Annotated in this window: 16 protein-coding genes; 3 read left to right on the top strand and 13 right to left on the bottom strand. The window is 74.8% G+C overall.

Going from position 1 to position 25,315, the window contains the following annotated elements; translation table 11 throughout:
- Window positions 1–22: 22 nt before the first annotated feature.
- From DCW30_RS12155 to DCW30_RS12145, 3 genes are read left to right on the top strand one after another with little or no spacing between them, the layout of a single operon-like run.
- A complete protein-coding gene (locus DCW30_RS12155) occupies window positions 23–889 on the top strand; it encodes an ABC transporter ATP-binding protein (protein WP_076685132.1) in 867 nt (288 codons plus the stop codon).
- On the top strand, window positions 889–3,036 hold the full coding sequence (locus DCW30_RS12150) for an ABC transporter permease (RefSeq protein ID WP_076685133.1): 2,148 nt from the start codon (window positions 889–891) through the stop codon (window positions 3,034–3,036). The genes DCW30_RS12155 and DCW30_RS12150 overlap by 1 nt, the downstream gene beginning before the upstream one ends.
- A gap of 36 nt (window positions 3,037–3,072) precedes the next feature.
- Window positions 3,073–4,773, top strand: coding sequence for a bifunctional 3'-5' exonuclease/DNA polymerase (locus DCW30_RS12145; RefSeq protein ID WP_076685134.1), 1,701 nt, complete (start codon window positions 3,073–3,075; stop codon window positions 4,771–4,773).
- 339 nt (window positions 4,774–5,112) lie between these two features.
- Here DCW30_RS12145 and DCW30_RS12140 read toward each other — a convergent pair whose 3' ends face one another.
- The 13 genes from DCW30_RS12140 to DCW30_RS12080 all read right to left on the bottom strand — a co-directional run.
- Window positions 5,113–7,107: a HAMP domain-containing sensor histidine kinase gene (locus DCW30_RS12140; protein WP_076685135.1), complete on the bottom strand. Its 1,995-nt coding sequence runs from the start codon at window positions 7,105–7,107 to the stop codon at window positions 5,113–5,115.
- Window positions 7,097–7,870 carry a response regulator transcription factor gene (locus tag DCW30_RS12135; protein ID WP_103557439.1) on the bottom strand — a complete coding sequence of 258 codons (774 nt, stop codon included), beginning with the start codon at window positions 7,868–7,870 and terminating at the stop codon, window positions 7,097–7,099. Before DCW30_RS12135 ends, DCW30_RS12140 begins: the two co-directional genes overlap by 11 nt.
- A 116-nt stretch (window positions 7,871–7,986) precedes the next feature.
- A complete protein-coding gene (gene sbnB, locus DCW30_RS12130) occupies window positions 7,987–9,033 on the bottom strand; it encodes a 2,3-diaminopropionate biosynthesis protein SbnB (RefSeq protein ID WP_076685136.1) in 1,047 nt (348 codons plus the stop codon).
- A gap of 35 nt (window positions 9,034–9,068) precedes the next feature.
- Window positions 9,069–10,784 (bottom strand): phytoene desaturase family protein, encoded by a 1,716-nt coding sequence (locus DCW30_RS12125; protein ID WP_237283396.1) that lies wholly within the window; start codon window positions 10,782–10,784, stop codon window positions 9,069–9,071.
- Between the two features lie 48 nt (window positions 10,785–10,832).
- Window positions 10,833–11,561, bottom strand: a complete 729-nt coding sequence (fabG, locus tag DCW30_RS12120; protein WP_076685138.1) for a 3-oxoacyl-[acyl-carrier-protein] reductase — start codon at window positions 11,559–11,561, stop codon at window positions 10,833–10,835.
- Window positions 11,558–12,709, bottom strand: a complete 1,152-nt coding sequence (locus DCW30_RS12115) for a beta-ketoacyl synthase N-terminal-like domain-containing protein (RefSeq protein ID WP_076685139.1) — start codon at window positions 12,707–12,709, stop codon at window positions 11,558–11,560. The genes fabG and DCW30_RS12115 overlap by 4 nt, the downstream gene beginning before the upstream one ends.
- Before the next feature lie 2 nt (window positions 12,710–12,711).
- Entirely contained in the window at window positions 12,712–13,965 is a 1,254-nt protein-coding gene (locus DCW30_RS12110; RefSeq protein ID WP_076685140.1) for a beta-ketoacyl-[acyl-carrier-protein] synthase family protein, read from the bottom strand.
- A gap of 143 nt (window positions 13,966–14,108) precedes the next feature.
- Window positions 14,109–14,360 (bottom strand): acyl carrier protein, encoded by a 252-nt coding sequence (locus DCW30_RS12105; RefSeq protein ID WP_062771489.1) that lies wholly within the window; start codon window positions 14,358–14,360, stop codon window positions 14,109–14,111.
- A 149-nt stretch (window positions 14,361–14,509) separates the two neighbouring features.
- Complete coding sequence (locus DCW30_RS12100; protein ID WP_062771487.1) at window positions 14,510–15,367, bottom strand: ABC transporter permease; 858 nt, start codon at window positions 15,365–15,367, stop codon at window positions 14,510–14,512.
- Window positions 15,364–16,356 carry an ATP-binding cassette domain-containing protein gene (locus DCW30_RS12095; protein WP_076685141.1) on the bottom strand — a complete coding sequence of 331 codons (993 nt, stop codon included), beginning with the start codon at window positions 16,354–16,356 and terminating at the stop codon, window positions 15,364–15,366. Before DCW30_RS12095 ends, DCW30_RS12100 begins: the two co-directional genes overlap by 4 nt.
- A gap of 4 nt (window positions 16,357–16,360) precedes the next feature.
- Window positions 16,361–16,564, bottom strand: coding sequence for an MbtH family protein (locus DCW30_RS12090; protein WP_062771482.1), 204 nt, complete (start codon window positions 16,562–16,564; stop codon window positions 16,361–16,363).
- A gap of 16 nt (window positions 16,565–16,580) precedes the next feature.
- Window positions 16,581–24,056 carry an amino acid adenylation domain-containing protein gene (locus DCW30_RS12085; RefSeq protein ID WP_076689024.1) on the bottom strand — a complete coding sequence of 2,492 codons (7,476 nt, stop codon included), beginning with the start codon at window positions 24,054–24,056 and terminating at the stop codon, window positions 16,581–16,583.
- Window positions 24,057–24,064: 8 nt separating this feature from the next.
- A partial coding sequence (locus DCW30_RS12080; protein ID WP_164992601.1) for a non-ribosomal peptide synthetase occupies window positions 24,065–25,315 on the bottom strand: 1,251 nt, incomplete at its 5' end.

The raw sequence follows: 25,315 nt of genomic DNA, 5'->3' as shown, positions 1-25,315 counted from the left end.
CGGGCGGCGGTTGACTCCAGGCATGGACAAGACCCGCGCCCCGGGCGCATCCCCGACCGCCGTGCGGCTCACCGCCGTCCGCCGCCTCTACCGCGACGCCGCACGTCAGGAGGTGGCCGCCCTCGCGGGTGTCGACCTCGCCGTGCGCGCCGGGACCTTCGTCGCGGTCATGGGCCCCTCGGGGTCGGGGAAGTCCACGCTCCTGCAGTGCGCCGCCGGGCTCGACCGGCCGACGTCCGGCTCCGTCGAGGTGGGCGGGACCGAGCTGACGGGGCTGAGCGAGCGGCGGCTCACGCTGCTGCGCAGGGACCTCATCGGCTTCGTCTTCCAGGCCTTCAACCTCATCCCCTCCCTGACCGCCGCCCAGAACGTCGCGCTGCCGCTGCGGCTCGCGGGCCGCCGCCCCTCGCGCACGGAGGTCCGCGACGCGCTCGCCCGGGTGGGGCTCGCCGACCGGGCCCGGCACCGCCCCGGCGAACTGTCGGGCGGCCAGCAGCAGCGGGTGGCCCTCGCGCGGGCCCTGGTCAGCCACCCCGCGGTCCTCTTCGGCGACGAGCCGACCGGGGCGCTGGACACGGGCACGAGCCGGCAGGTCCTCGCGCTGCTTCGGGGTCTGGTGGACGGGGAGGGGCAGACGACGGTGATGGTCACGCACGACCCGGTGGCCGCCTCGTACGCGGACCGCGTGGTGTTCCTGGTGGACGGCCTGGTGGCGAGCGAGCTGCACGCGCCGGGGGCGGGGGCGGTGGCCGAGCGGATGGCGGAGCTGGAGAGCGGGGCGTTGCGCGGGGGCGCGGGGGCGCGGGCCGCCGACACCACCGACTCCGGCACCGCTGCCGGCGCCGGCATCGCCACCCGCACCGCTGCCAACGCCGAGGTGACCGCGTGATGATCTTCCTCGCCTCCCTGCGCGCCCGCTGGACCAGCCTGCTCGGCGCCTTCGTCGCCGTCGCGCTCGGCGTGGGCCTCATCGCCTCCATGGGGCTCGGGCTCGACGCGAGCCTGCGCGCTCCCGTACGCGAACCCGAGCGGTTCGCGGCGTCGGACGTCGTCGTCATGGGGCGCGACACGCTGACCGTGCCCGTCCGGCGCGGCTCCGGTGTCGGCCACGTCTCCAAGCCGCTCGCTCATCCACACCCTGTGGACACCGGACTCCTGCGCGAACTGCGGCGCCTCGGGCCTCTGCGGTTCGACGGGCGGGAGCGGGACGCCGTCGGCGTCGACGCCCCGGCGCGTGACGTCCGTGCCGTCGTCGACGGGCGGGCGCGCGTCCTGACCGGCGCCGACCGGCGGCTCGCCGACCCCGGCGCGGCGCGCGACGCCGAGGCGCTGGTCGCCGTCAACGCCTTCCTCGGCACGGCGGGCGGAGTGGCCGCGTTCGTGTCGGTGTTCGTCACGGCGTCGACGTTCGCGTTCGTCGTGGCGCTGCGGCGGCGGGAGTTCGGGCTGCTGCGGATGGCGGGCGCCACACCGGGGCAGGTGCGCAGGCAGCTCATCGGCGAGGCGCTCACGGTGGGCGTCGCCGCCTCCGCGGCCGGGTGCGCCCTCGGGGCGCGGGGCGGGTCGCTGCTCGCCGACGCACTGGTCGGCGCCGAGGTGGCGCCGCCCTGGTTCGCGGTCACCGGAGCCTCGGCCGCCCTCACGTCCGGCGCCTGGCTCACCTGGCCCTTCCAGCTCGCCTTCTGGACGGGGCTCCTCGTGGCCCTCGCCGGAGCCTGGGCCGCCGCGCGCCGCGCCGGGCGCGTCCCGGCGGCCGAGGCGATGCGCGACGCCTCCGTGGACAGCGGCGTCATGCCGTGGAGCCGGCGGATCGTCGGGGCCGCCCTGCTCGCCTGCGGGCTCGGGCTGCTCCTCCACACGCTGGCCACCGATCCGTCCGCGCTGCTCAAACGCAAGACGTACACGACCCAGCCGATGCTCCTGGTCACCGCCGCCGCCGCGTTCGCGCCGCTCCTCGTGCGCCCCGTCGTCCGCGCCTTCCGGCTGCCGGGCGCCGTCGGGCTCCTGGTCCGCGAGAACTCCGCCGCGTCCGTGCGCCGCACCGCCGCCGTCGCCGCGCCCGTCCTGGTGACCGTCGCCCTCGCGGGCAGCCTGCTCGGCTCGGCGCAGACCGTGAGCGGGGCGAAGGCCGCCGAGGCGCGGGAGCAGGTGGCCTTCGACCTCGTCGCCGCCGGGGACGGCCTGCGTCCGCTCGACCGCCGCGAGGTGCCCGGCGCGGCGGCCGTCTCCGCGTCCGCCGCGACCGCCGTGTTCGTACGCGAGGAGGGGTCGGCGCTCGTCCGGTCCGACGCGCGGGCGGTGCGCGACCCCGCGGCGCTCGCGGCGACGTCACGGCTGCCGGTCGTGGCGGGCGACGTGCGCAACCTCGACGACCGGTCGATCGTCGTCAACGAGGAGTGGGAGAAGCGGCGGGTCGGCGAGCACGTCGACGTCTGGCTGGGCGACGGGCGGCGCGCCAGGCTCCGCGTCGCGGCGGTCCTCGCGCGCGGCACCGGCGACAACGGGGCCTATGTGACCTCGGCGAACGCCCCCGCGGCCGGGGTGGACCGGGTCGACGTGCGGCTGGCGGCGGGCGCGGACGCCCCGCGCGCCGCCGCGGCCCTCGCCCGAGCGGGCGGCGAGGTGCGCACGGCGGAGCGGTGGCTCGCGGAGAACCATCCCCACATCGAGGCCCGGACCCGGCTCGGCCTGCTGATGCTCCTGGGCATCTCGCTCCTCTACACGGCGATCTCGCTGGCGAGCACGCTGCTGATGGCCGGTTCCGTGCGGGACGCGGAGCTGCGTTCCCTGCGGCTCGCCGGAGCCACGCGGCGGCAGGTCCGGCTCGTCCTCGCCGGCGAGGCGCTGGTGGCGGTGGCCGCGGGCGCGCTGCTCGGCCTCGCGGTGACGGCCGTCGGCCTCGCGGGCCTCGCGGCGGGACTGGCGTCCCTGTCGGCGCCCGTGGGGGTGGCGGTGCCGTGGGCCGAGGTGGGGGTCTGCGTGGGGGGCTGTGCGGTGGTGGCCGTGGGGGCGGCCCTTGCGCGGCGCCGCGCGTAGGCCGTGTTGTCAGTGCCGGGTGCGAGACTCGGGAGCATGAGTGGCCGATGGGGGATCGTCGCTGGTGAGGGGGGTGGGGCCGAGCTGGTCCCGCTGGGGGCCGACGGGCTGCCCGCGGGAGAGGCGCGGCGCGAGAGCGACCTCGTCGAAGCCGTGCGGCGGCGGCCCGATGTGGAGCGGTGGGTGTGGCGGTCCACGCCCGCGCTGTATCCGCGGCTGCTGGCCGCCGGGGTCCGCGTCGAGCGGTGCTATGACGTGGAGGCCGCCGAGCTGCTGCTCCTCGGCCACGCGGGACGGCTCGGCGAGCCCCGGTCCGCCGCGGCGGCCCTCGCCCGGCTGCGCGACGCCCCCGTGCCGCCCGATCCGCCGCCGCGCGCCGCCGAGCCCGGCACGCAGGACTCCCTCTTCGAGCCACGCCCCGGCGGCGCCGACGTGTCCCTCACCGAGCTGGTCGAGGTGTACGCCGATCAGCAGCGACGACACGGCGCCACCGACCGGCCGGGGCGCATGCGCCTGCTCACCGCCTCGGAGTCGGCCGGCATGCTCGTGGCCGCCGAGATGAACGCCTCGGGGCTGCCCTGGCGCGCCGACGTCCACCGCGACCTGCTGCACGACCTGCTCGGCGAGCGGTACGCGGGCGGTGGCGAGCCGCGCCGCCTCGCCGAGCTGGCCGACGAGGTGTCGGCCGCCTTCGGCCACCGCGTCCGCCCCGACCTCGCCGCGGACGTGGTGAAGGCGTTCGCGCGGGCCGGGGTGAGGGTGCGGTCGACGCGGCGCTGGGAGCTGGAGAAGGTCGACCACCCGGCGGTGAAGCCCCTCATCGAGTACAAGAAGCTGTACCGCATCTGGACGGCCCACGGCTGGAGCTGGCTCCAGGCCTGGGTGCACGAAGGCCGCTTCCGGCCCGGGTTCACGCCGGGCGGCTCGGTCAGCGGACGCTGGACGACCAACGGCGGCGGCGCCCTCCAGATCCCCAAGGTGATCCGCAGGGCCGTCGTCGCCGACCCCGGCTGGCGGCTCGTGGTCGCCGACGCCGACCAGATGGAGCCCAGGGTCCTCGCCGCGATCTCCCGTGACCGGGGCCTGATGGAGGTGGCGGGCAGCGCGGACGACCTGTACGCCCGGCTCTCCGACCGCGCCTTCTCCGGCGACCGCGAGCACGCGAAGATCGCGCTGCTCGGCGCGGTGTACGGGCAGACCTCGGGGGACGGCCTGAAGAACCTCGCCGCGCTGCGCCGCCGCTTCCCGGCCGCCGTGGCGTATGTCGACGACGCCGCGAAGGCGGGCGAGGAGGGGCGGCTCGTGAGGACCTGGCTCGGCCGGACGAGTCCGCCCGCGGCGGGGGCCGGGGAGGACGACGAGGCGGGCATCCCCCAGGAGGAACCGGACGGATCGGCGTCCGGCGACGGGGAGTTCACCCCGGGGTATGCCTCCACCAACGCCCGCGCGCGGGGCCGGTTCACGCGGAACTTCGTCGTGCAGGGCAGTGCGGCGGACTGGGCCCTGCTGATGCTGGCCGCGCTGCGGCGGGCGATGTCCGAGGGCGGGATGCGGGCCGAGCTGGTCTTCTTCCAGCACGACGAGGTCATCGTGCACTGCCCGGCCGAGGAGGCGGCGGCCGTCGCGGCGGCGGTGCGGGAGGCGGGCGACCTGGCGGGGCGCATAACCTTCGGCGAGACGCCGGTCCGGTTCCCTTTCACCACGGCGGTGGTGGAGTGCTACGCGGACGCGAAGTGACCGGCGTCGCGGGCCGGGTGGGGTGCGGCCAGGCGGGGTGGGAGAACAGGGCCCTCAGTTCGTCGGACCGCGCTGTCCGTGCCGTCCAGGGCGCGCAGCGCCGCCGTCCACTGCTCGTACGCCGCTTCGTCGCGGGCCTCGGCCCGGCCACGTGTCGGCGATCTGCCGGCGCGGCCCGATCCGATCGCCGCATCGGACCTGACCCGCCGGTATCGCGCACGGCGCGTAGCTCGGGGAGTGTCGCCGCCGCGGTCGGGTCCGGGGGCGGTAAGAGCCCCGGTCGGCGGAGGTGAACGACCGGGGCCCTTGTCCTGCCCGCACGCCCCGCCGGGTCGGGGCCTACCCCGCCGGCAGCCGTACCGTGAACTGCGAGCCCTTGCCCGGCACGCTGTCCGCCGTCACCGTGCCGTCGTGCGCCTCCACCAGTTTCCGCACGATCGACAGGCCGAGTCCGCTGCCGCCCGTAGCGCGGGTGCGGGACTTGTCCGCGCGCCAGAAGCGGTCGAAGACGTGCGGCAGATCGGCGGGGTCGATGCCGGTGCCGGTGTCGGCGACCTCGATCAGGACGGCGTCGGACGTGGCCCGGCAGGTGATGCGGACGCTGCCGCCCTCGGGAGTGTGGCGGACCGCGTTGGAGACGAGGTTGCCGACCGCCTGCCGCAGCCGCAGCGGGTCGGCCGTCAGCCGCGGGTCGCCGAGCGCGGTGGCCCTGAGCCGCACCCCCGCCGCGTCCGCGCGGGCCTGGTGCGCCGCCGCGACCTGCTCGGCGATGTCGGCGGCCCGCACGGGCTCCTTGTGCAGCCGCAGGGTGCCCGCGTCGGCCGCCGCGAGGTCCTGGAGGTCGTCGACGATGTGCTGGAGCAGCAGGGCCTCTTCGAGGAGGGAGGTGACCAGTTCGGGGTCGGTCTCGACGACGCCGTCCTCGGCGGCCTCCAGCCAGCCCCTGATGTTGGAGAGCGGGGTGCGCAGCTCGTGCGCGACGTCGCTCACCATGGCCTTGCGCTGCTCCTCCAGGGCCTTGCGGTGGGCCGCCATGTCGTTGAAGGCGGCCGCCAGTTGGCTGATCTCGCCGGCCGAGCGGGTGGCCGTGGTGGGGACGGGGTCGGGTTCGCCCGCCTTCATGCGCCGCGTCGCGGTGGTCAGCGCGCGCAGCGGCCGGGTCAGCCGGGTCGCGGCGAACGCGGTGACGGCGACCGTGACGGCGAGGACGGCCGCGGCGAGCCCGGCGAGGCGGGCGGTGTTGTCCCGGGAGAGGCTGAACCCCGGTTCGCCGCGGGAGCCGTCCGGGCTGGTGATGAAGAGCAGGGCGGGCGAGGAGACGTAGGGACCGAGCTGTTCGCGCCGGGCGCTGTCGACACAGGCCTCGCGGGCGGCGTCGTCGGCGGTGCGAGAGGCGAAGGGGTCGGGGGTCGTGGAGGGCTCGGGGCCCCGGCGCTCCGCCTCGGAGGCCTCGCCGGACCCGGAGGTCTCCGGGGACTCGGAGGCCTCGGGCGTCGTGGGGGTGTCCGCGGTCGCCGGGTCCCCCGGGACCGGGTCCACCGGGAGCACGTACGAGGCGTACGTGGGCACCGCCCCGACCGGCTTCGGGCCCGACCGTCCGCTCAGGTCGAGGCCGACGGGGATGTGCTGGAGGCCGCCGCGCTCCATGCAGGCCCCCGCGACGGCGTCGAGCTTCTTGAGGGCCTTGCGTTCGGTCTCGGTGGGCATGTCGAGCAGCGGGTCGCCGCAGCGCATCCGGGTGACCGCCGTGGGGTCGTCGCCGATGCGGACGGAGGGGCGGCCGCCGGGGGCGGTGACGACCTCGGGGCTCATCCCGATCTCTCTCAGGCAGGCCGCGCTGCGTTCGGCCGCGGCCTTCAGGCCGGCGCGCTCGGCCCGGGTGAGGCGGTAGGGGCCGACCGCGCGCGGGTCGATGCGGTCGGCGGCGGTGTCCTCGCCCGAACGGCCCGGGGTCAGCGTGGTGTCCACGGCGAGCGGGTCGAGGACGGCGGAGGCGTTCGGGGGCAGCGGGGTGTGCTTCGCGGGAGCCGCGGAGTCCGTGATGACCTTGCGGTCCTGCGTGGTGAGGGCGATGCGGCGCCCGGTGCGCCGGGACAGCTCGCGCACGGCCTCGTCGGCCCCGCGCCACTCGGGGGCGTCGGCCCCGACGCCGAGGAGCCGGTCGTAGATGCGGGCGTCGTCGGCGAGCACCTGGCCCTGCTCCTGCCGGAGCGCGCCGGACGTGGTCTGCGCGGCGAGCCAGGTGGTGGCGGCGATGGACCCCACGGACACGAGCACGGAGACGGCGAGCAGCCGGGCGAGCAGGCTGCGCCGCAGGGGGATGTCACGCGCCACGGTGTACCGGGTCCCCGGCCGGAGGGGCCGCCTCCGTGGACGCCGCGGACGACGCCGACGTCAGCTTGTAGCCCACCCCGAAGATCGTGAGCAGCCGGGTCGGGTGGCGCGGGTCCCGTTCGATCTTCTTGCGGAGGTTGAGGACGTGCACGTCGACCGTGCGGGCCGATATGTACCCCGACGAGCCGTGGATGCGGTCCAGGAGCTGGGGGCGGGTGAAGACGCGGTCCGGGTCGCCCGCCATGGCGGTCAGGAGGTCGAACTCCCCCGGCGTGCAGTCGACCGGCCGGCCCTCGACCGTCACCTCGTGGCGCAGCGGGTCGACCACCAGGTCCCCCGCCCGCAGCACCTGCGGGGCGGGGCCGGGCTGCGGGTGGATGCCGCACGCGCGGCGCAGCAGCGTCCGCACGCGGGCCATCAGCTCGCGGGGGCTGTACGGCTTGGTGAGGTAGTCGTCGGCGCCGAGGTCAAGGCCGGTCAGGAGGTCGTCCTCCGTGGAGCGGGCGGTCAGCATCAGGATCGGCAGCTGTGTCAGCTCCGGCGGCCCGTCGCCGTTCCGCAGCGTCCGCGTGACGGTCAGCCCGTCCGTGCCCGGCATCATCACATCGAGGATCAGCAGGTCCGGCGGCTGGTTCCGCACCGCACGCAGGGCGGCGATCCCGTCATGGACGACGGCGACCGAGTGGCCCTCGCGCTCCAGGTAGCGGCGGACCAGCTCGGCCTGTTTCTCGTCGTCCTCCGCGACCAGGACAGCAGCGCACATGGGGTCGAGGATAGGCACGGACCGCGGCGGGCCGGGCGGCGAGGCCGCTCGGGGCCGCCGCCCTGACACGATCCTCACAACTGCCGGGCGTCCGCGGGCCGCCCGGCAGTCACCGCTCAGCCGTACCGCTTCAGCTCGTGGAAGAAGTCCGGGACGGTGTGCAGCTGGTCGGCCTCGGCCACCTGGTCGTACACGTACTTGGCGACCGCCATGTCGAGCACCCCGAGGCCGAACGGCGAGAAGACCACCGGCCGGTCGGCGGGCGCCGAGATCCGTCCCTCCAGGGCGTCGAACAGCGTGCCCGCCACGAAGTCGCGGTGGCCCACCCGCTGTTCCGCCAGGTGCGGCGAGGTGTTCGCCTTCATGCAGTGCTCGATGTCGTCGACCGCGTTCCAGGAGTCCAGGACGATCTCCGGGGAGAGGTCGCGCAGCGAGACGTGCAACACCAGCGGGTTGTGCGCGAACCACGCCGGGTCGGTGACGTGCGGCTCACCGGCCACCGTGGCGAAGACGACCAGGTCGCTGGAGGTGATCAGCTCCTCGGCCTTGTCGTACACGGTGACACGGGACGCGGGGCCGCCCGCCTCCTCCTGGCTGCGCTCCAGGTAGCCCTTGAAGCCGTCCGCGTGCTCCGCCGACAGGTCGTGCACGCCGATCTCGTCGAACGCGAAACCGCCGCGCGCCAGGTAGGTGTGCAGATAGCGGGCGATGAGGCCGACGCCGAAGAAACCGACGCGGCGCGGGCGCGTGCCGCGCTGCTCGCTGAACGTGCGCGCCGCGAGGGCCGCCGACGCCGCCGTGCGGGCGGCGCTGATGATGGAGCTCTCCAGGCACGCGAAGGGGTACCCGGTCTCGGCGTCGTTGAGGATGAGGACGGCCGAGGCGCGCGGGATGCCGGCCGCCACGTTCTCCGGGAAGCTGGAGATCCACTTGATGCCGTGCACGCCGACGTCGCCCTTGACCGACGCGGGCAGCGCGATGATGCGCGACGACGGACGGTCGGGGAAGCGCAGGAAGTACGAGTCGGGGTTGACCGTCTCGCCCCGCCCGTGCAGCCGGTAGGCGGCCGCGACGGCGTCGATCACCTCGTTCTCGCGTCCGCCGAGCGCCTGCTGCACCTGTGCGCCGGAGATCACCGAGAACGGCGGCACCGTTTTGTTCATGGACACGCTGCTCCTTGAGGTTCTTGAGGGTTACGTCAGCCGATGCGGGCGAGGCCCTTGGCCCGCTGCCGTGACCTGCCGCGCGACACCATCAGCGGGTCCCAGCCGTCCGCCCGCTCGGGCAGCAGCCCGGCGTCGCCGAGGACCGTCCCGTCGAACACCTCCGCCAGCAGGCCGCGGCCGAGGATGTGCGAGGCGCAGGCGATGCCGCCGGTGGCGACGCCGCCGACTCCGCTGCCGTAGCGGACGGACTGCCCGACGACGTACAGGCCCTCCACGCCGGTGCGCACGTCGGGGCGCTGGCCGACCGCGCCCCAGCGGCACATGCCGTACGGGGTGCCGCCACTCGCGCGGATGTAGCGCTCGTTGGTGAGCGGGGTCGCCGTCTCCACGTGGGTGATGCGGTCACGGAAGGGGCCGATGACCTTCTCCGCGGCGTCCAGGATCATCTCCTGCATCTGCTGCTTGCGCGCGAGGTAGCCGGGGTTGCGCCGGTAGCGCTCGCCGTCCACGGGGCTCTTCTCTGCGCCCCAGAACTCATAGCCGGGCGGGCAGCCCGTCATGAGCTGGAAGTTGCTGTGGCCCGGCGGGCAGACGTTGGGGGCCCCCGCGTCCTTCAGGGAGGCGAAGGAGAAGGCGAGCTGGGAGATCCTCTCGAACTCGCCGCGCTTCATCGCCGCGTGCGAGCCCTCCATGTCGTCGCTGTCGTGCCACCAGATGTTGGCGTTGGGCAGTCCCGGCAGCTCGGTGTCGAGCGCCACGTACACGGCGACGACCGCGCCCCGCATCGTCGCCTCGCGGGTCTGGGTGACCAGCTCCTCCGGGAAGGCGTCCGTGCCCCCGCACAGGTCGAGCACGGTGCGCCGGTAGTCGGCGTTGGAGATGACCAGCGGCGCCATGATCCGCTCGCCGGTGCCGAGTTCGACGCCGCGGGCCCGGCCGTCCTCGATGAGGATGCGCCGCACCTCGCAGCGCGTGCGCAGCTCCCCGCCGTACGCCTCCAGTGCCTCCACGAAGGCGGCGACGAGGGCCTGGCCGCCGCCCTCGGGGTAGTACGCGCCCCGCAGGTAGTGGTCCATGATGTTGACGTGCTCGGCGAAGCCGATCTCGTCCGGCATCGCGCCGTAGTTGCCGGACTGCGCGGCGAGGACCGTGCGGGCCCTGCGGGAGAGCCCGCAGTGGTCGAGGGCCTGGCCGAGGGTGCGGCGGCTCCAGCGCATCGTCTGCGGCGACCTGCGGAACAGGTGCACCATGGGCTCGCCGAGCAGGCCGGCCCTGCTCATCGCCGTGACGCCCTTGGCGAGGTCGATGAACTCGTCGATGCCCGCCGCCTCGTCGGGCAGCGCCTGCTTGAGCCGTTCGCGGTAGTTGTCCCACCCCGCGGGCACGTCCACCGTGGTGGTGGGCGTGACGACCCGGTCGAAGCCGCCCTCGTTGTCCATCGGCCGGAACGTCACCCGGTCGCGGATGCCGAGGCCGGAGAGGACCGCGGGGATGAGGCCGTCGGGGCCGCAGTCGCCCAGGTAGTGCGTGCCGACGTCGAACTCGTACTTGCGGCGCCTGCGGAAGACGTGTGCGTTGCCGCCCGCGATGTCGTGCTGTTCGAGGACGAGGACGCGGCGCCCGTCGGCGGCGAGATAGCCGCCGCTGACGAGGCCGCCGATCCCGCTGCCGACGACGATGGCGTCGTAGTCGTGGCCCCGGCCGGCCGGACCGCCCGCCGACGCCCCGGCCGTGCGGCTTGTTCCCACTGAAACCCCCATCAGGTGCGCGTCCCTCTCAGACGGTGACCCGCCGTGTCAGACGGTGATGCCGCCGTGGATCTCGAAGACGGAACCCGTGATGTACGCGGCGCGCTCCGAGGCGAGGAAGGCCACCAGGTCGGCCACCTCCTCGGGGCGGCCGAACCGGCCGAGCGGCACGTTCTTCAATAGCCGCGTGACGGCCGCTTCCTGCATGCCGCCGACCATGTCGGTGTCGATGAGGCCCGGCGCGACCGCGTTGGCCCGCACCCCGCGCGGGCCGAGCTCCTTGGCCAGCGTCTTGGTGAAGCCGATGATCCCGGCCTTGGTGGCGGCGTAGTTGGCCTGGCCGACGTTGCCGGAGATGCCCGTCACCGACGACAGGTTGACGATGGCGCCCGACCTGCGCTTGCTCATGGAGAACGCGGCGGCGCGGCACACGTTGTAGACGCCGTCGAGGTTGGTGCGGAGCACCGCGTGCCAGTCCTCGTCCCGCATGAGCACGAGCGGCCGGTCGCGGGTGATGCCCGCGGAGGTGACCACCACGTCGACGGGGCCGAGTTCGCGCTCGGTCGCCGTGTACCAGGAGCGCACGGCCTCGCCGTCGGCGACGTCGCACCGCGTGGCGATGATCCGCGTGCCGTGCTCGGCGGCCTCCTTGGCCAGCTGCTCGGCGGCGTCCTGGTTGGAGTGGTAGCAGAAGGCGACGTCGTGGCCGTCCTCGGCGAGGCGCTGGACGACGGCCTTGCCGATGCCGCGGGAGCCCCCGCTGACGAGCGCGATCACGCGGCGCCGCCCTGGTCCGTGGCGCCGAGGAGCCGCAGCACGGCGCAGGCGACCGCGCCGTCCCGGTCCACCGCGGTGACGAGCGCGACGCGCCCCGCCGACTCCGCGTCGCCCTCCGCCACGGCGAGCACCGCGGCGATCTGGAGCGAGGCGGCTGCGGCCGAGGTGTCGCCGAGCAGCGCCATGGACGGCACCCGGTCGAGGGCCGCGGCCGGCACGAGGGAGGCGACGGCGGCGCTCTCGGCGCGGCCCGCCCTGCCCGGCGCGGCCGACGGGCACGCCGCCCAGACGTCGTCGGCGCGCACCCCGGCGCGGTCGAGGGCCTGCTCGACGCAGGCGGTGACGGCGGCCGCCGGGTCGTCGTCGATGTCGATGCGCGACTCCACGGCGAGGACGGCCGCGACGGGCTCGCCCTGCGCGCTGCCCGCGGGCTCGACCAGGAGCAGGCCGCAGCCCTCACCGAGCAGCGGCGTCGTTTCGCCCTGTTCCACCGAGACGTGTTCGAGCCAGGCGTGCGCGGCGCTGAACTCCTCGGCGCTGCCGCACAGGTACTTCGTGGCGCGGCCCTGCCCGATGAGCTTGCGGGCGTAGTTGAGGGCGAGCAGCCCGCTGACCCGGCCGCCGCCCAGGGTGGTGTTGGGGCCCTTGAGGTCGTGGCGGATGGCGGCGGCCCCCGCCGCGTGGTTGAGCGTCCCCACCGGGATCTTGCCGGCGTCGACGTAGAAGGGCCTGGCGTTGGTCAGCGACTGGCGCATGCCGTCGGTGATGGTCTCCAGGCTGCCCATGGAGATGCCGACGACGACGCCGGTCCTGTCGTCGGTCTCCACCGCGCGCTCGCCGTCGGCGTCGCGCAGGAGCTGGTCGGAGGCGACCATGACGAGCGCGGAGAGCCGGTCGAGCTTGGCCGTGCCCTTCTTGCCCAGCAGCTCGCGGATGTCGAAGCCCGGCACGAGGCAGGCCTCGGGCGACGGCAGAGCGCCCGCCACGCCGTCCGCGGGGGCGGCGGTGGCCTCACGGGCGCGCAGCCCGGCGGTGAAGGCGGCACGGTCGACGCCGAACGGGGAGACGGCCGTCCAGCCGGTGATGACGAGTTGGTCCGCCGCCAACTCCGCGGTTTCCCGAACCGCTTCGGACACTGCGGTACTCATGATCAGACTCGCTCCCCGTACTTGCCGAGAATCAGGATGGCGTTGTTGCCCGCGAAGGCACTGGAGTTGTTCTGCACGATGCGGACGTCCGCCTCGACCGACTCGTTGGGGACGCAGTCGACCGGGCACTCCGGGTCGGTCTCCACGTGGTTGATGGTCGGCGGGATGAAGCCGTGCTCGATGGAGAGCGCGCAGGCGATGGCGCCGAGCGCGCTGGCCGCGCCCATGGAGTGGCCGAGCATGGACTTCAGGGCGACGGTCCGCGGCGGCGCGCTGCCGTACACGTCGACGATGGCCCCCGACTCCGTCTTGTCGTTGGCCTTGGTGCCGGTGCCGTGCGCGGAGATGAAGTCGACCTCGTCCTTCTTCACCCCGGCGTCGTCGAGCGCGAGCTCGATGCCGCGGGCGATGCCCTCGCGGTTCGGCGCGGTCGGGTGGCTGGCGTCGCAGGAGAGGCCGTATCCGAGCACTTCGGCGTAGATGCGGGCGCCGCGGGCGAGCGCGGAGTCCAGGCTCTCCAGGACGAGCATGCCGGCGCCCTCGCCGGTCAGGATGCCCTTGCGGTTGACGTCGAAGGGGCGTACGCGGTCCTCGGAGGTGAGCGCCCCGAGCCGGTAGAAGCTCACGAACGCCTTGCGGCACACGGCGTCCGCGCCACCGCAGATCGCGAGGTCGGCCTCGCCGGAGCGGATGGTGTCCAGGCCGTAGCCGATGGAGTAGTTGCCCGCCGCGCAGGCCGTGGTGACCGTGGTGGCCTCGACGTTGGCCATGCGCAACTCGCGGGCGACGGCCGTGGAGAGTCGGCCCGCGTTGACGCGCCCGGCGAGCACCGGGTCCATCACCTCGGGGTCGCCCGCCTCGACGTCCATGGCCACGAGCCGGTCGAGGTCGTGGGACTCGCCGTCGGTGGTGCCGATGCTGATGACGGCCCGGGTGTCGCCGAGTTCGGCCTCGGTGAGCCCGGCGTCCTCGACGGCCATGCGGGCGGCGGCGACGGCGAACTGCCCGGCCTGGCCGACGTGGTCGAGCGGCACGTTGCGGATCCACCGCTCGGCGTCGAAGTCCTTGACCTCGCAGGCGTACGTCTGCTCGAAGCCGGTGGTGTCGAAGCGGGTGATGGGCGCGGCGCCCGAGCGGCCGGCCCGCAGCCCCGCCGTGAACTCCTCCAGGCCGGTGCCGATGCTGGTGATGGCGCCGAGGCCGGTGAGGACCACCCTCCGGCGGTCCCCGGCCGCTGGCGACTGTGCGGTGGACATGGACGGACTCCTTTGACGCAGTTCGCTGCCTGTGGTGGCGGGGGTGTCGGGGTTCCCGTGTGTGCGGGGGTGCTCGGGCCCGGTGAGGGAGGGCCCTGAGCGGGAGGGCTCCGTGAGGGAGGGCCCAGGGTGGGAGGGCTCCGTCACCAGCCGGCGGCGGCCGCGGCCACCTGGTACGTGGCCTCCACGTTGACCATCTTGGGGAGCTCGTCCATGTCGATGACGATGGAGTACTCCATCTCGATGGCGCCGAGGATGTCGATGAGCTTGAGCGAGTCCGCGCCCAGCTCGTCGATGAACAGCGCGGTGTCGCTGAGGTCCTCCGCCTCCACGTCGATGTTCTCCGCGACGATTTCCTTGATACGGGCCAGACGGTCGGGCGCGACGGTGGTCATTTCTCTCCTCAGAGAAAGTGCGGCGTACGAGAAGCCGAAGGGGAAAAAGAACAGAATGTGAGAACTCGCGGCTCTTGGTTCAAGAATTTAGCCAGCGCCAGTGACGTTCAACTGACTACTGACTGACGGTTCCGCTTGAGGGCCGGTGGTCAGTTGCCGACGGCCTTGCGGAAGCCACGCAGGCTGCCGAAGACCGAGACGACCAGCAGCGTCGTCAGCATGATGGCCGTGACGAGACCTGGGTGCTCGGACGGGAAGCCGGTTCCGGTGGCGCCCACGGGGTCGTTGCCCCACAGCCGTCGGGTGGTCGTGATGACGGAGGTGACGGGATTCCATTCCGCGATCGGCTGGAGCCATCCGGGAAGGCCGCCCACACCCACGTACGCATTGGAAAGGAAGGACAGGATCACCAGGACGAGCGCGCCCGAGCCGTCAATTGCCTCGACGTTTTTCATGGCGGTGCCGAGCAGAATGCCGAGCCACAGCATGGTGTAGATGAACGCGAGCAGGACGCCGAATCCGGCGAGGGTCTGCAGGAAGCCGTTGTGCGGCCGCCAGCCGACGCCGAGACCCACCAGGGAGACCGCCGTCAGGCTGACCGCGCCGACGAAGAGATCGGAGAGGGTCCGCCCGATCAGTACGGTGCTCGACGCGATCGGCAGCGAGCGGAAGCGGTCCACCAGGCCGTTGCGGAGGTCCATGGCGACACCGATCGCCGTCGGACCCACGCTGGTCAGACCGACCTGGATCGCGATGCCGGCCATGATGAAGTCCTCGTAGGCCACGTTGCCCGGGATGTTCATCGACTCGCGGAAGAGGTAGCCGATGGCGATCAGCATCACCAGCGGGTTCATCGTGACGAGCACGAGGCGCCCCGGCGAGCGGCGCAGGTGCACGAGGTGGCGCCCGGCGAGGGCGAGGGTGTCCGAGACGTAGCCCGGCAGGGCGCCGCCCCCGTCCCGCGGCGCGGCGGTCTTCGCCGTGGTGGTGGCCGTGGCGGTCGTCATCCCTTGTCCCCCTGGTGTGCTCCCGCGGCGGCGGCCGTCCTGGTCTCCGCGCCGCCCGTCAGGTCGAAGAAGACGTCGTCGAGCGACGGCTTGCGCAGCTCGAAGTCGGTGGTCGCCACGCCCTTGTCGCGCAGCGCGGCGGCGGCCCTCGCCACGTCGTCGAGGCCGTGGGTGAGCTGGACGGAGACCCGGAAGGCCGCCTCGTCGGCGACGGGCTCCTGGCCGCCTCCGATCATCGCGAGCGCGGCCACGGCGTCGGCCAGCATCTCCGGCCGCGCCACGGTCACTTCGAGGCGCTCGCTGCCGACCTTGCGCTTGAGGGCGTCCGGGGTGCCCTCGGCGATGACGCGGCCGGCGTCGATGACGGCGATGCGGTCGGCCAGCTCGTCCGCCTCCTCCAGGTACTGCGTGGTGAGCAGGATCGTGACGCCGTCGGCGACCAGGCCGCGCACGACGTCCCACAGCACGGCACGGCTCGTCGGGTCGAGCCCCGTGGTGGGCTCGTCGAGGAAGAGGACCTCGGGCTCGCCGATCACGCAGGTGGCCAGGTCGAGCCGGCGCCGCATACCTCCGGAGTACGTGCCGACGGGGCGGTCCGCGGCCTCGGTGAGGCCGAACCGGTCGAGGAGTTCCACGGCCCGCCGGGCGGCGCCGCGCCGCCCGAACCGCAGCAGGCGGCCGAGCAGGATCATGTTCTCGCGCCCGGTGAGCAGTTCGTCGACGGCCGCGTACTGCCCGGCGAGGCCGATGCGGCGGCGCACCTCCTTGCTCTGGCCCACCACGTCGTACCCGGCGACGCTGGCGCGTCCCGCCGTCGGCGTGATGAGCGTGGCGAGGATGCGGACGGTGGTCGTCTTGCCGGCCCCGTTGGGTCCGAGCACGCCGAGGACCGACCCGGCGGGCACCGAGAGGTCGATGCCGTGCAGGGCGGTGTGCGACTTGTACTGCTTGCCGAGCCCCTCGGCGAGGATCGCTGTGTCCGCTGTCACCGGATCAGCCCTGCTTCTGCAGGCTGAGCGGCCGCATGTCGGTCCAGTTCTCCTCCACGTACGCGACGGCCGCCGACCGCTCGCTCGCGTCGAGCGCCACGGTCCAGCCCGCGGGCACCTCGGCGAAGGAGGGCCACAGCGAGTGCTGGCCCTCGTCGTTGACCAGGACGAGGAACGTGCCGTCCTCGGCGTCGAAGGGGTTGGCCATGACTGATCTCCCGATGTCAGTGGGTGTGCGTGGTGGTCCTGGCGCGGTCGAGGGCCGCGAGGGCCTCCTCGACGCGGCGCCCGATGTGGGCCGCCGGGGCGGGCCGCATCATGTCCTGGTGTCCGCAGGGCACGTCGTGGGTGCGGAGCCGCCCCGCCGCGCCGGTCAGGTGCGGCTCCCAGCTCTTGGCCTTCAGGGCGCGCTCGTCGGCGTCGAGCCCTTCGGCGGCGACGAACAGCGTCATCGGGCCGTCGAAGGCCCCCGGTGTGAAGCGCTGGAAGAGGCGGAGGTTGTTGCGCATCACCTTCAGCAGGCGCTCCAGGGTGGCGAGGTCGAAGGCGGCGAGCGGACTGTCCGGGGCGGAGCGCAGCAGCGCGGTGACCGTCTCCGTGGTCAGTTCGGTGAGCGCGCCGGCGTCGACGCCCGCCTGGTCGAGGAACTCCGCGAGGAACTCCGCGTCGTCGGGCCGGGCGCCGCGCGCGTCGTCGGGGTAGGCGTCGAGGTTCGCGAGATACGCGACGTCCTCGCCGGCCTCGCGCAGCCGTACCGCCATCTCGTGGGCGACGACGCCGCCGTAGGACCAGCCGAGCAGGTGGTAGGGGCCGTGCGGCTGGACGGCGCGGATCTCGCGCACGTAGTCGTCGGCGACCTCGGTGAGGTCGGACGGCAGGGGTCCGGCGCCCGTGATGCCGCGCGCCTGGAGGCCGAGGACGGGGCGGCGCGGGTCGAGGTGTTCGGCGAGCGCGGCGAACGGGATGGAGAACCCGAGGCCGCCGTGCACGCAGAACAGCGGCGGCAGGGTGCCGCCCGTCCGGATCGGCAGCAGGGGGGCGAGCATGTCGAGGCCGTCGTCGGCGGCGCCGCCCGCCGCGGCGAGGGCCTCGACGGTGCGGTGCTCGAAGACGTCGCCGAGGCCCAGCCGGAGCCCGCGGCGGGCGGCGGCGTTCACCAGGCGGATGGCCTTGAGGCTGTCGCCGCCGAGGGCGAAGAAGCCGTCGTCGAGGCTGACGTCGGCGGTCCCGAGGACCTCGCGCACGGCTTCCGCCAGGGCGCGTTCGGCCGCGTCACGGGGTGCGCGCGCCGTCCGGTCCGCCGGTCGGTCGACGGTCTCCGGGGCGGGCAGGGCGCGGGTGTCGAGCTTGCCGTTGACGGTGAGCGGCAGCTCCCCGAGGAAGGCGTAGGCGGCCGGGATCATGTAGCCGGGCAGGGTCCGCGCCAGGTGGGCGCGCAGCCGCTCGGCCTCGGGGCGGGCGTCCGGGGCGGCGGGCACGACGTACGCGACGAGATCGCGTCCGGTGGCGGTGCGCGGGGCGAGGACGGCGGCGCGGGCGACGGCGGGGTGCGCGGTCAGGACGCGTTCGATCTCGGTCAGTTCGATGCGGTGGCCGCGGACCTTGACCTGGTGGTCGTCGCGGCCGACGTACTCGATGAGCCCCGCGGTGTTCCAGCGCACCAGGTCGCCCGTGCGGTACATCCGCGTGCCCGCGGGCCCGTAGGGGTCGGCCACGAAGCGCTCGGCGGTCTGTCCCGGCCTGCCGAGGTAGCCGCGCGCGAGCCCGGCCCCCGCCAGGTACAGCTCGCCGACCACGCCGCGCGGCACGGGCCGCAGGGCGGCGTCGAGGACGTAGCCGCGGGTGCCGCCGATGGGCAGGCCGATGGGGACGTTCGAGGCGCCGGAGGGGTCCTCGGCCACGGTGTGCGAGAGCGCGAACGTGGTCACCTCGGTCGGCCCGTAGATGTTGACGAGGGTGAGGCCGGGCAGCGCGGCCCGCAGCCGGGCGATGTGGTCGACGGAGTGCGCCTCGCCGCCGGTGAGCAGCAGCCGCAGCGGGGCGAGGGCCTCGGGCGCGGTGTCGGCGAAGACGTTGACGAGCTGCGTGGTGAAGAACGCGACGCTCACCCCCGTGGCCCGCAGGAACGCGCCGATCGCGGTGGGCTCCGCGGGGCCTGCGGGGGTCACGGCGAGCCGGGCGCCGTGCAGCAGCGGCGCCCAGATCTCGAAGGTCGAGGCGTCGAAGGCGACGGGCGCGAAGTACACGAAGGTGTCGTCGCGGCCCACCCCGAGGTGGCTGAGGCCGTGCACGAGGCGCAGCGCGGCCCGGTGCGACACGGCGACGCCCTTGGGCCGGCCGGTGGAGCCGGAGGTGTAGGTGACGTAGAGCAGGTCGTCGGGGGCGTTGCGCACGTCCGGGGCCGTGGCGGGGGCCGCCGCGACGGCGGCCAGGGTGGCGGGCGCGTCGAGGACGACGGTCCGCACGCCGTCGTTCCCGGCCTCCCGGGCTGTCGTCGCGCCGTCGCTCTCGGCCTCCCCCGCCGACCTCACGCCGTCGTACGGGCTCTCCCCCGCCGACTCCTCGGTCAGGAGCAGCCGGGCGCCGCTGTCCGCCAGCATGGCGCGCACGCGGGCGGCCGGGTGCCGCGGGTCGAGCGGCAGGTAGGCGGCGCCGGTCCTGGCGATGGCGAGGAGGGTGACGACGGTCAGCGGGCCGCGCTCCAGGCGCAGGGCGACGACGTCACCGCGGCGCACGCCGTGCTCGGCGATCAGGTGCTGGGCGAGGCGGTTGGCGCGGGCGTCGAGGTCGCCGTACGTGAGGGTCAGCGCGCCCCCTTCGCCGTGCAGCAGGGCCACCGCGTCCGGCGTGGCCGCCGCCTGGCGCGCGAAGTGCGCGGTGACGGCGCCGGCGGGCGCGGGCGCGTCGTTGGCGCCGAGCGCGAGCAGGGCGGCGCGCTCCCGGGCGGGCAGGATGTCGAGGCCGGACAGCGGGCGCGCGGGGTCGGCCAGCGCCCCGGCGAGCAGCCGCAGATAGGCGTCGGCGATACGGCGTGCGGTGCTCTCCTCGAAGAGGCTCGCGCTGTACTCGACGGCGAGGTCGATCCGGCCCGTGTCGTCGGCGTGCTCGGTGAGCTGGAAGAACAGGTCCCACTTGGCCGTGGCCCCGGCCACCGGGACGACCTCCATGGACAGTTCGGGGTCGACGGTCACCGCGGCGGAGCGGTCCGCGTTCCGCAGGCCGAGCATGACCTGGAACAGCGGGTGGCGGGCCCGGGACCGCTCGGGGTTGAGGGCCTCGACGAGCTTCTCGAACGGCACGTCCTGGTGCTGGTAGGCGGCGAGGTCGTACGCCTTGACCCGCTCCACGAGGTCGCGGAAGGCGGGGTCGCCGCCGGTGTCGGTGCGCAGCACGAGGGTGTTGACGAAGACACCGACGAGATCGGCGAGGCGGTCGTCGGAGCGGCCCGCGACGGGGCTGCCGAGCGGGATGTCGGTGCCCGCGCCGAGCCGCGTCAGCGTCGCCGCGAGGCCCGCCTGGAGCAGCATGAAGACGCTGACGCCCCACTCCCGCGCCGCCGCCCGCAGCCCCGCGGCCACCGCGTCGGGCACGGGCACGCGCACCGTGCCGCCCCGGTGGTCGGCGCGGGCGCCGCGCGGGGCGTCGAAGGGCAGGTCCAGCTCGTCGGGGAGCCCGGCGAGCGCGGTCCGCCAGTGGGCGAGCTGCCGGGACAGCTCGCTGTCCGGGTCGCTCTCGTCGCCGAGGAGCCGCCGCTGCCAGAGCGTGTAGTCGGCGTACTGCACCGGCAGCGGCGCCCACGCGGGCGCGGCTCCGGCGCGGCGGGCCGCGTAGGCCTCGGTGAGGTCGCGGGCGAGTGGGGCGAGGGACCAGCCGTCGGCGGCGATGTGGTGCACCACGAGGAGCAGGACGTGCTCGTCGGGCCCGGTGGCGAACAGGCGGGCCCGCAGCGGCGCCTGGCTCTCCAGGTCGAAGCCGCGGGCGGCCTCGGCGGCGAGCGCGGCGTCGAGCGCGGCCTCGGCGGTCTCGGTGACGGGCAGGTGTACGGGGGCGTCGGCGGGGGCGAGCACCTGCTGCCCGGCCCGGCCGACGCCCCGCGAGGCGGCGCCTGGGGGGGCGCCTTCCTCGGCTCCGGAGGCGGGCCCGGGGGTGAACCCGCCGCCGGAGGTCTCGGTGGTCCCGGCGGTGACCGGGAAGACGGTGCGCAGCGCCTCGTGCCGGGCGACGACGTCACGCAGCGCCGCACCCAGCGCCCCGGCGTCGAGGCGGCCGGTGAGCCGCACGGCGAGGGGGATGTTGTAGAGCCCGGCGGGCGCTCCGAGCCGCTCGATGAACCACAGTCGCTGCTGCGCGTAGGACAGCGGGATGACGTCGGGGCGTACGGCGGGGACCAGTTCGGGCCGGGCGCGGCCACCGCCGGCACGCCGCTCGCCCCCGGTGCGACGTCCGCCCTCGGCGCGCGGCTCGTCCTCGGCGCGCGGCTCGGCGAGGCGGGCGGCGAGCCGTGCCACCGACGGCGCCTCGAACAGGTCGCGCACGCCCAGGTCGACGCCGAGCTCGGCGCGCGCCCGGTTCACGATCCGCGTGGCGAGCAGCGAGTGGCCGCCGAGCGCGAAGAAGTCGTCGTCGACGCCGACGCGTTCGAGGCCGAGCACCTCCGCGAAGACCGCGCACAGCAGCCGCTCGTCGGCGGTGCGCGGGGCCCGGTCGGTGGTGGTGTACGAGGGCGCGGGCAGTGCGGCCCGGTCCAGTTTGCCGTTGGCGGTCAGCGGCAGCGCGTCCAGCGGCACGACGGCGGACGGGACCATGTGGGCGGGCAGCCGCTCACCGGCGAAGGTCCGCAGCGTCTCGGCGTCGGCGCCCCGCCCGGCGGGGACCACGTAGGCGACGAGCCGCTGGTCGCCCTCGCGGACCTCGCGGACGACGACGGCGGCCTGGGCGACCGCCGGGTGCTGTTCGAGGACGGCGCCGATCTCGCCGAGCTCCACGCGGAAGCCGCGGAGCTGGACCTGCTGGTCGGCGCGGCCGAGGTACTCCAGGGTGCCGTCGGCGCGCCACCGCCCGAGGTCGCCCGTGCGGTACATGCGGGCGCCGGGCTCGCCGAACGGGCAGGCCACGAACCGTCCGGAGGTCAGCGCGGGCCGGTCCAGGTAGCCGCGCGCCAGGCCGGGCCCGGCGACGTACAGCTCGCCGCGCACCCCGGCGGGCACCGGCTGGAGCGCCCCGTCCAGGAGGTACACCCGCAGGTCGGGGATGCCGCGCCCGATGACGCTGCCCTCGCCGGACGCCGCGCGGGCGGCGTCGAGTTCCTGGTACGAGACGTGCACCGTGGTCTCGGTGATGCCGTACATGTTGACCAGGCGCGGCGCGTCGTCCGCGTGCCGCTCGTACCAGCCGGCGAGCCTGCCGATGTCGAGCGCCTCGCCGCCGAACACCACGTGCCGCAGGGAGAGTTCGGGGCCGTGCTCGGCGTCGGCGCGCATGAGCTGGTAGAAGGCTGACGGGGTCTGGTTGAGCACGGTGACGCGTTCGCGGGCGAGCAGGCCGAGGAAGGCGTCGGGCGAGCGCGACACGTCGTACGGCACGACGACGAGCCGGCCGCCGTACAGCAGCGCGCCCCACAGCTCCCAGACCGTGAAGTCGAAGGCGATGGAGTGGAACAGCGTCCACACGTCGTCGCCGCCGAACCCGAACCAGCCGTCGGTGGCGCCGAGCAGCCGCGCCACGTTGGCGTGCGGCACGACGACACCCTTGGGGCGGCCCGTCGAGCCGGACGTGTAGATGACGTACGCGGGGTGCTCGGGCCGCACCCGCGTGCGGGGAGCCGTGGCGGGGCGGGCGGCGACCGCGTCGCGCACGGCGGCGGAGTCCAGGTGCACCGCCGTGGCGCCCGGCGCCTCCGGCAGTCCGGCGTCTGCGGTGGTCAGGACGAGCGGGGGCCGCGCGTCGGCGAGGGTGTGGGCGATGCGGTCGGCCGGGTAGGACGGGTCGACCGGCAGATAGGCGGCGCCCGCCTTGAGGACGGCGAGCACGGCGACGACGAGGTCGGCGCCGCGCGGCAGGGCGAGCGCCACGAACGTCTCGGGTCCCGCGCCGAGCGCGGCGATGTGGTGCGCGAGCCGGTTGGCGCGGGCGTCCAGCTCGCGGTAGCTCAGGTCGACGCGCGCGCCGGTCGCGGCGTCGGCGGGGACGGTGAGGGCCGTCGCGTCGGGCGTACGGGCAACCTGCGCCGCGAACAGCTCGGGGATGGTCGCGTCCGCGCCGGGCTCCGCGCCGCCGCCGCTCCACTCGTCCAGGATGCGGCGGCGCTCGGCCTCCGCGATGCCGCCGAGCCGCGCGAGCAACGCCTCGGGGTCGTCGGCGACCCGGGTGAGGACCTCGATGAGCCGGTCGAGGATGCCGGCGGCCCGGTCGCCCGCCAGCCGGTCCGGCGCGTACGACAGCCGTACGTCGATGACGTCGCCGGGGTGCACCGTCAGGCTGAGCGGATAGTGCGTGGCCGTGTGCACCCGGGCCCCGCTCACGCCGGTCGCGCCGCTCCGGAGCAGGTCCTCCTCGTCCAGCGGATAGTTCTGGAAGGCCAGGACGGTGTCGAACAGCTCGCCCCGCACCCCGCAGGCGGCCTGGGCCTCGGCGAGCGGCAGGTGCTCGTGCGGCATCATCTCCAGACGCTGGCCGGCGAGGGCGTGGAACAGCTGCGACGCGCGCAGCCCCGGCCGCACGTCCGCGCGGACCGGCACGGTGTTGGCGAAGAGCCCGATCATGGACTCGACGCCGGGCACCTCGGCGGGCCGCCCGGAGGTGACCGCGCCGAACACCACGTCCTGGCGTCCGGTGAGGCGGCCGAGGAGCACGGCCCAGCAGCCCTGCACCACGGAGCTGAGGGTGACGCCGGCGGTGCGGCACCAGGCGGTGAGCGCGGCGGTGCGGTCCGCGTCGAGGGTGCGGCGCAGGTCCAGCGGGAGCGCGCGGGCGGCGCCGGCCGGGCTCGGCGGCGCCAGGTGTACGGGGTCCTCGACGCCGCTCAGTGTCCGCGCCCAGGCGCGGCGGGCCGCCTCGCGGTCCCTGCCGCCGAGCCAGCCGAGGAAGGAGCGGTAGGGCGCGGGCGCGGGGAGGCGGTCCGCGTCGCCGCCGGCGGCGAGTTCGAGGAGTTCGCGCACCGCGAGCGGCAGCGACCAGCCGTCCATGAGGATGTGGTGCACGGACCAGAGCAGGCGGTGCTTCCCGCCGCCGAGCCGCAGCAGCGTGAAGCGCATCAGCGGCGGCTTGGCGGGGTCGAAGCCGCGCAGCCGGTCCTCGGCGGCGATGCGCCCGGCCTCCGCTGCGAGGGCGTCGCCGGTCAGGTGCGTCAGGTCCCGCTCGGTCCACGGCAGCGGCACGTCGTCGGCGTGCAGGACGAGCTGGACGGGCTCGCCGTTCTTGCGGCCCCGGAAGCAGGCCCGCAGGTTCGGGTGGCGCGAGAGGAGCGCGGTCGCGGCGGCGCGCAGCCGCCCCGCGACGTCCCTCCCCGCGACGCCCGCGACACCTTCGCCGCCCTCGACGTCCTCGCTCTCGATGTCGGCGGTGAACTGGAGCGTGTACAGGTCGGCCCCCGGGGCCCGCCCGGTCGCCTGCCCGGTCGAGGAGAGGAACAGCAGCCCCTCCTGGAGCGGGGACAGCGGCAGTACCTCGCTGATCCGCGCCCGGCCCTTGGCCGGCGTCATGTGTCCGGTCACGACAGCTCCTCGCTCAGTTCGAGTTCGAGGTCGGCCAGCTCGTCGTCGTCGAGCGTGACGAGCCCGCCCTCGGGGACCTCCGGCACGGCCGTCTCCACCACGTCCTCCGCGTCGGCGGCCACCGCCGCGAGCGCGGCGACGGTCTTGTGCGCGAACACGTCGCGGGTGGTGAGGGCGAGTCCGGCCCTGCGGGCGCGGCTGACGACCTGGATGGAGCGGATGCTGTCGCCGCCGAGGACGAAGAAGTCCTCGTCGACGCCGAGGTCCGCGATGCCCAGCACGTCAGCGAAGATGCCGGCCAGGAGCCGTTCGCGCTCGTCACGCGGGCCGCGCCGGGCGCTCGCCTGGTCGGTCTCGGCGGGCTCGGGCAGGGCCTTGCGGTCCAGCTTGCCGTTGGCCGTCAGCGGCAGCGCGTCGAGCACCACCCAGGTCGACGGGACCATGTACTCGGGCAGCAGGGCGGCGGCGCGGGCGCGCACCGGCTCCGCGTCGTCCGGTCCGGTGAGCCCGTCCCCGGTGAGGTAGCCGACGAGGCGGCTGTTGCCGGAGGCGTCGGGCAGCACGGCCACGGCCGCGTCGGCCACCGCGTCCAGGGCGCGCAGCACGGCCTCGATCTCGCCGAGCTCCACGCGGCGGCCACGGATCTTGACCTGGTGGTCGCGGCGCTCGATGAACTCCAGCTGTCCGTCGGGGCGCTGCACCACGCGGTCGCCCGTGCGGTACATCCGCTTGCCCGCCCCGGCGAACGGGTCCGCCATGAACGTGCCCGCTGTCCGCACGGGGTCGTCCAGATACCCGCGGCCGACGCCCGCGCCGCCCACGTACAGCTCGCCGGGGACGCCGACCGGCACCGGCCGCAGCTCGTCGCTGAGCACGTACAGCCGCGTGTTGCGCACCGCGCCGCCGATCGGGACACGCCCGCTCGGCTGACGGTCACCGGCACGGATCACCGCGTGGGTGACGTCGTCCGAGCACTCGGTGGGGCCGTAGGCGTTGATCAGCGGCACCCCCGGGAAACGCGCGAACCAGCGCTCGCACAGATCCACCGGCAGCGCCTCGCCCGTCACCATCAGCCGGCGCAGGGCAGGCAGTTCAGGGGCGACGCCCTCCAGGTCCCAGGCGTCGAGGGCCGCGCGGAGCAGCGAGGGCACGACTTCGAGCACCTCGACGCGCTCGTCCCGTACGGCGCCGAACAGCGCCGTCGGGTCGGCGGCCATCTCCACGCCGGAGACCCGCACCCGGCCGCC

Source organism: Streptomyces alfalfae (genome assembly GCF_004127445.1).
Classification (GTDB): domain Bacteria; phylum Actinomycetota; class Actinomycetes; order Streptomycetales; family Streptomycetaceae; genus Streptomyces; species Streptomyces alfalfae.
This window is presented reverse-complemented; position numbering and strand designations above follow the sequence as displayed.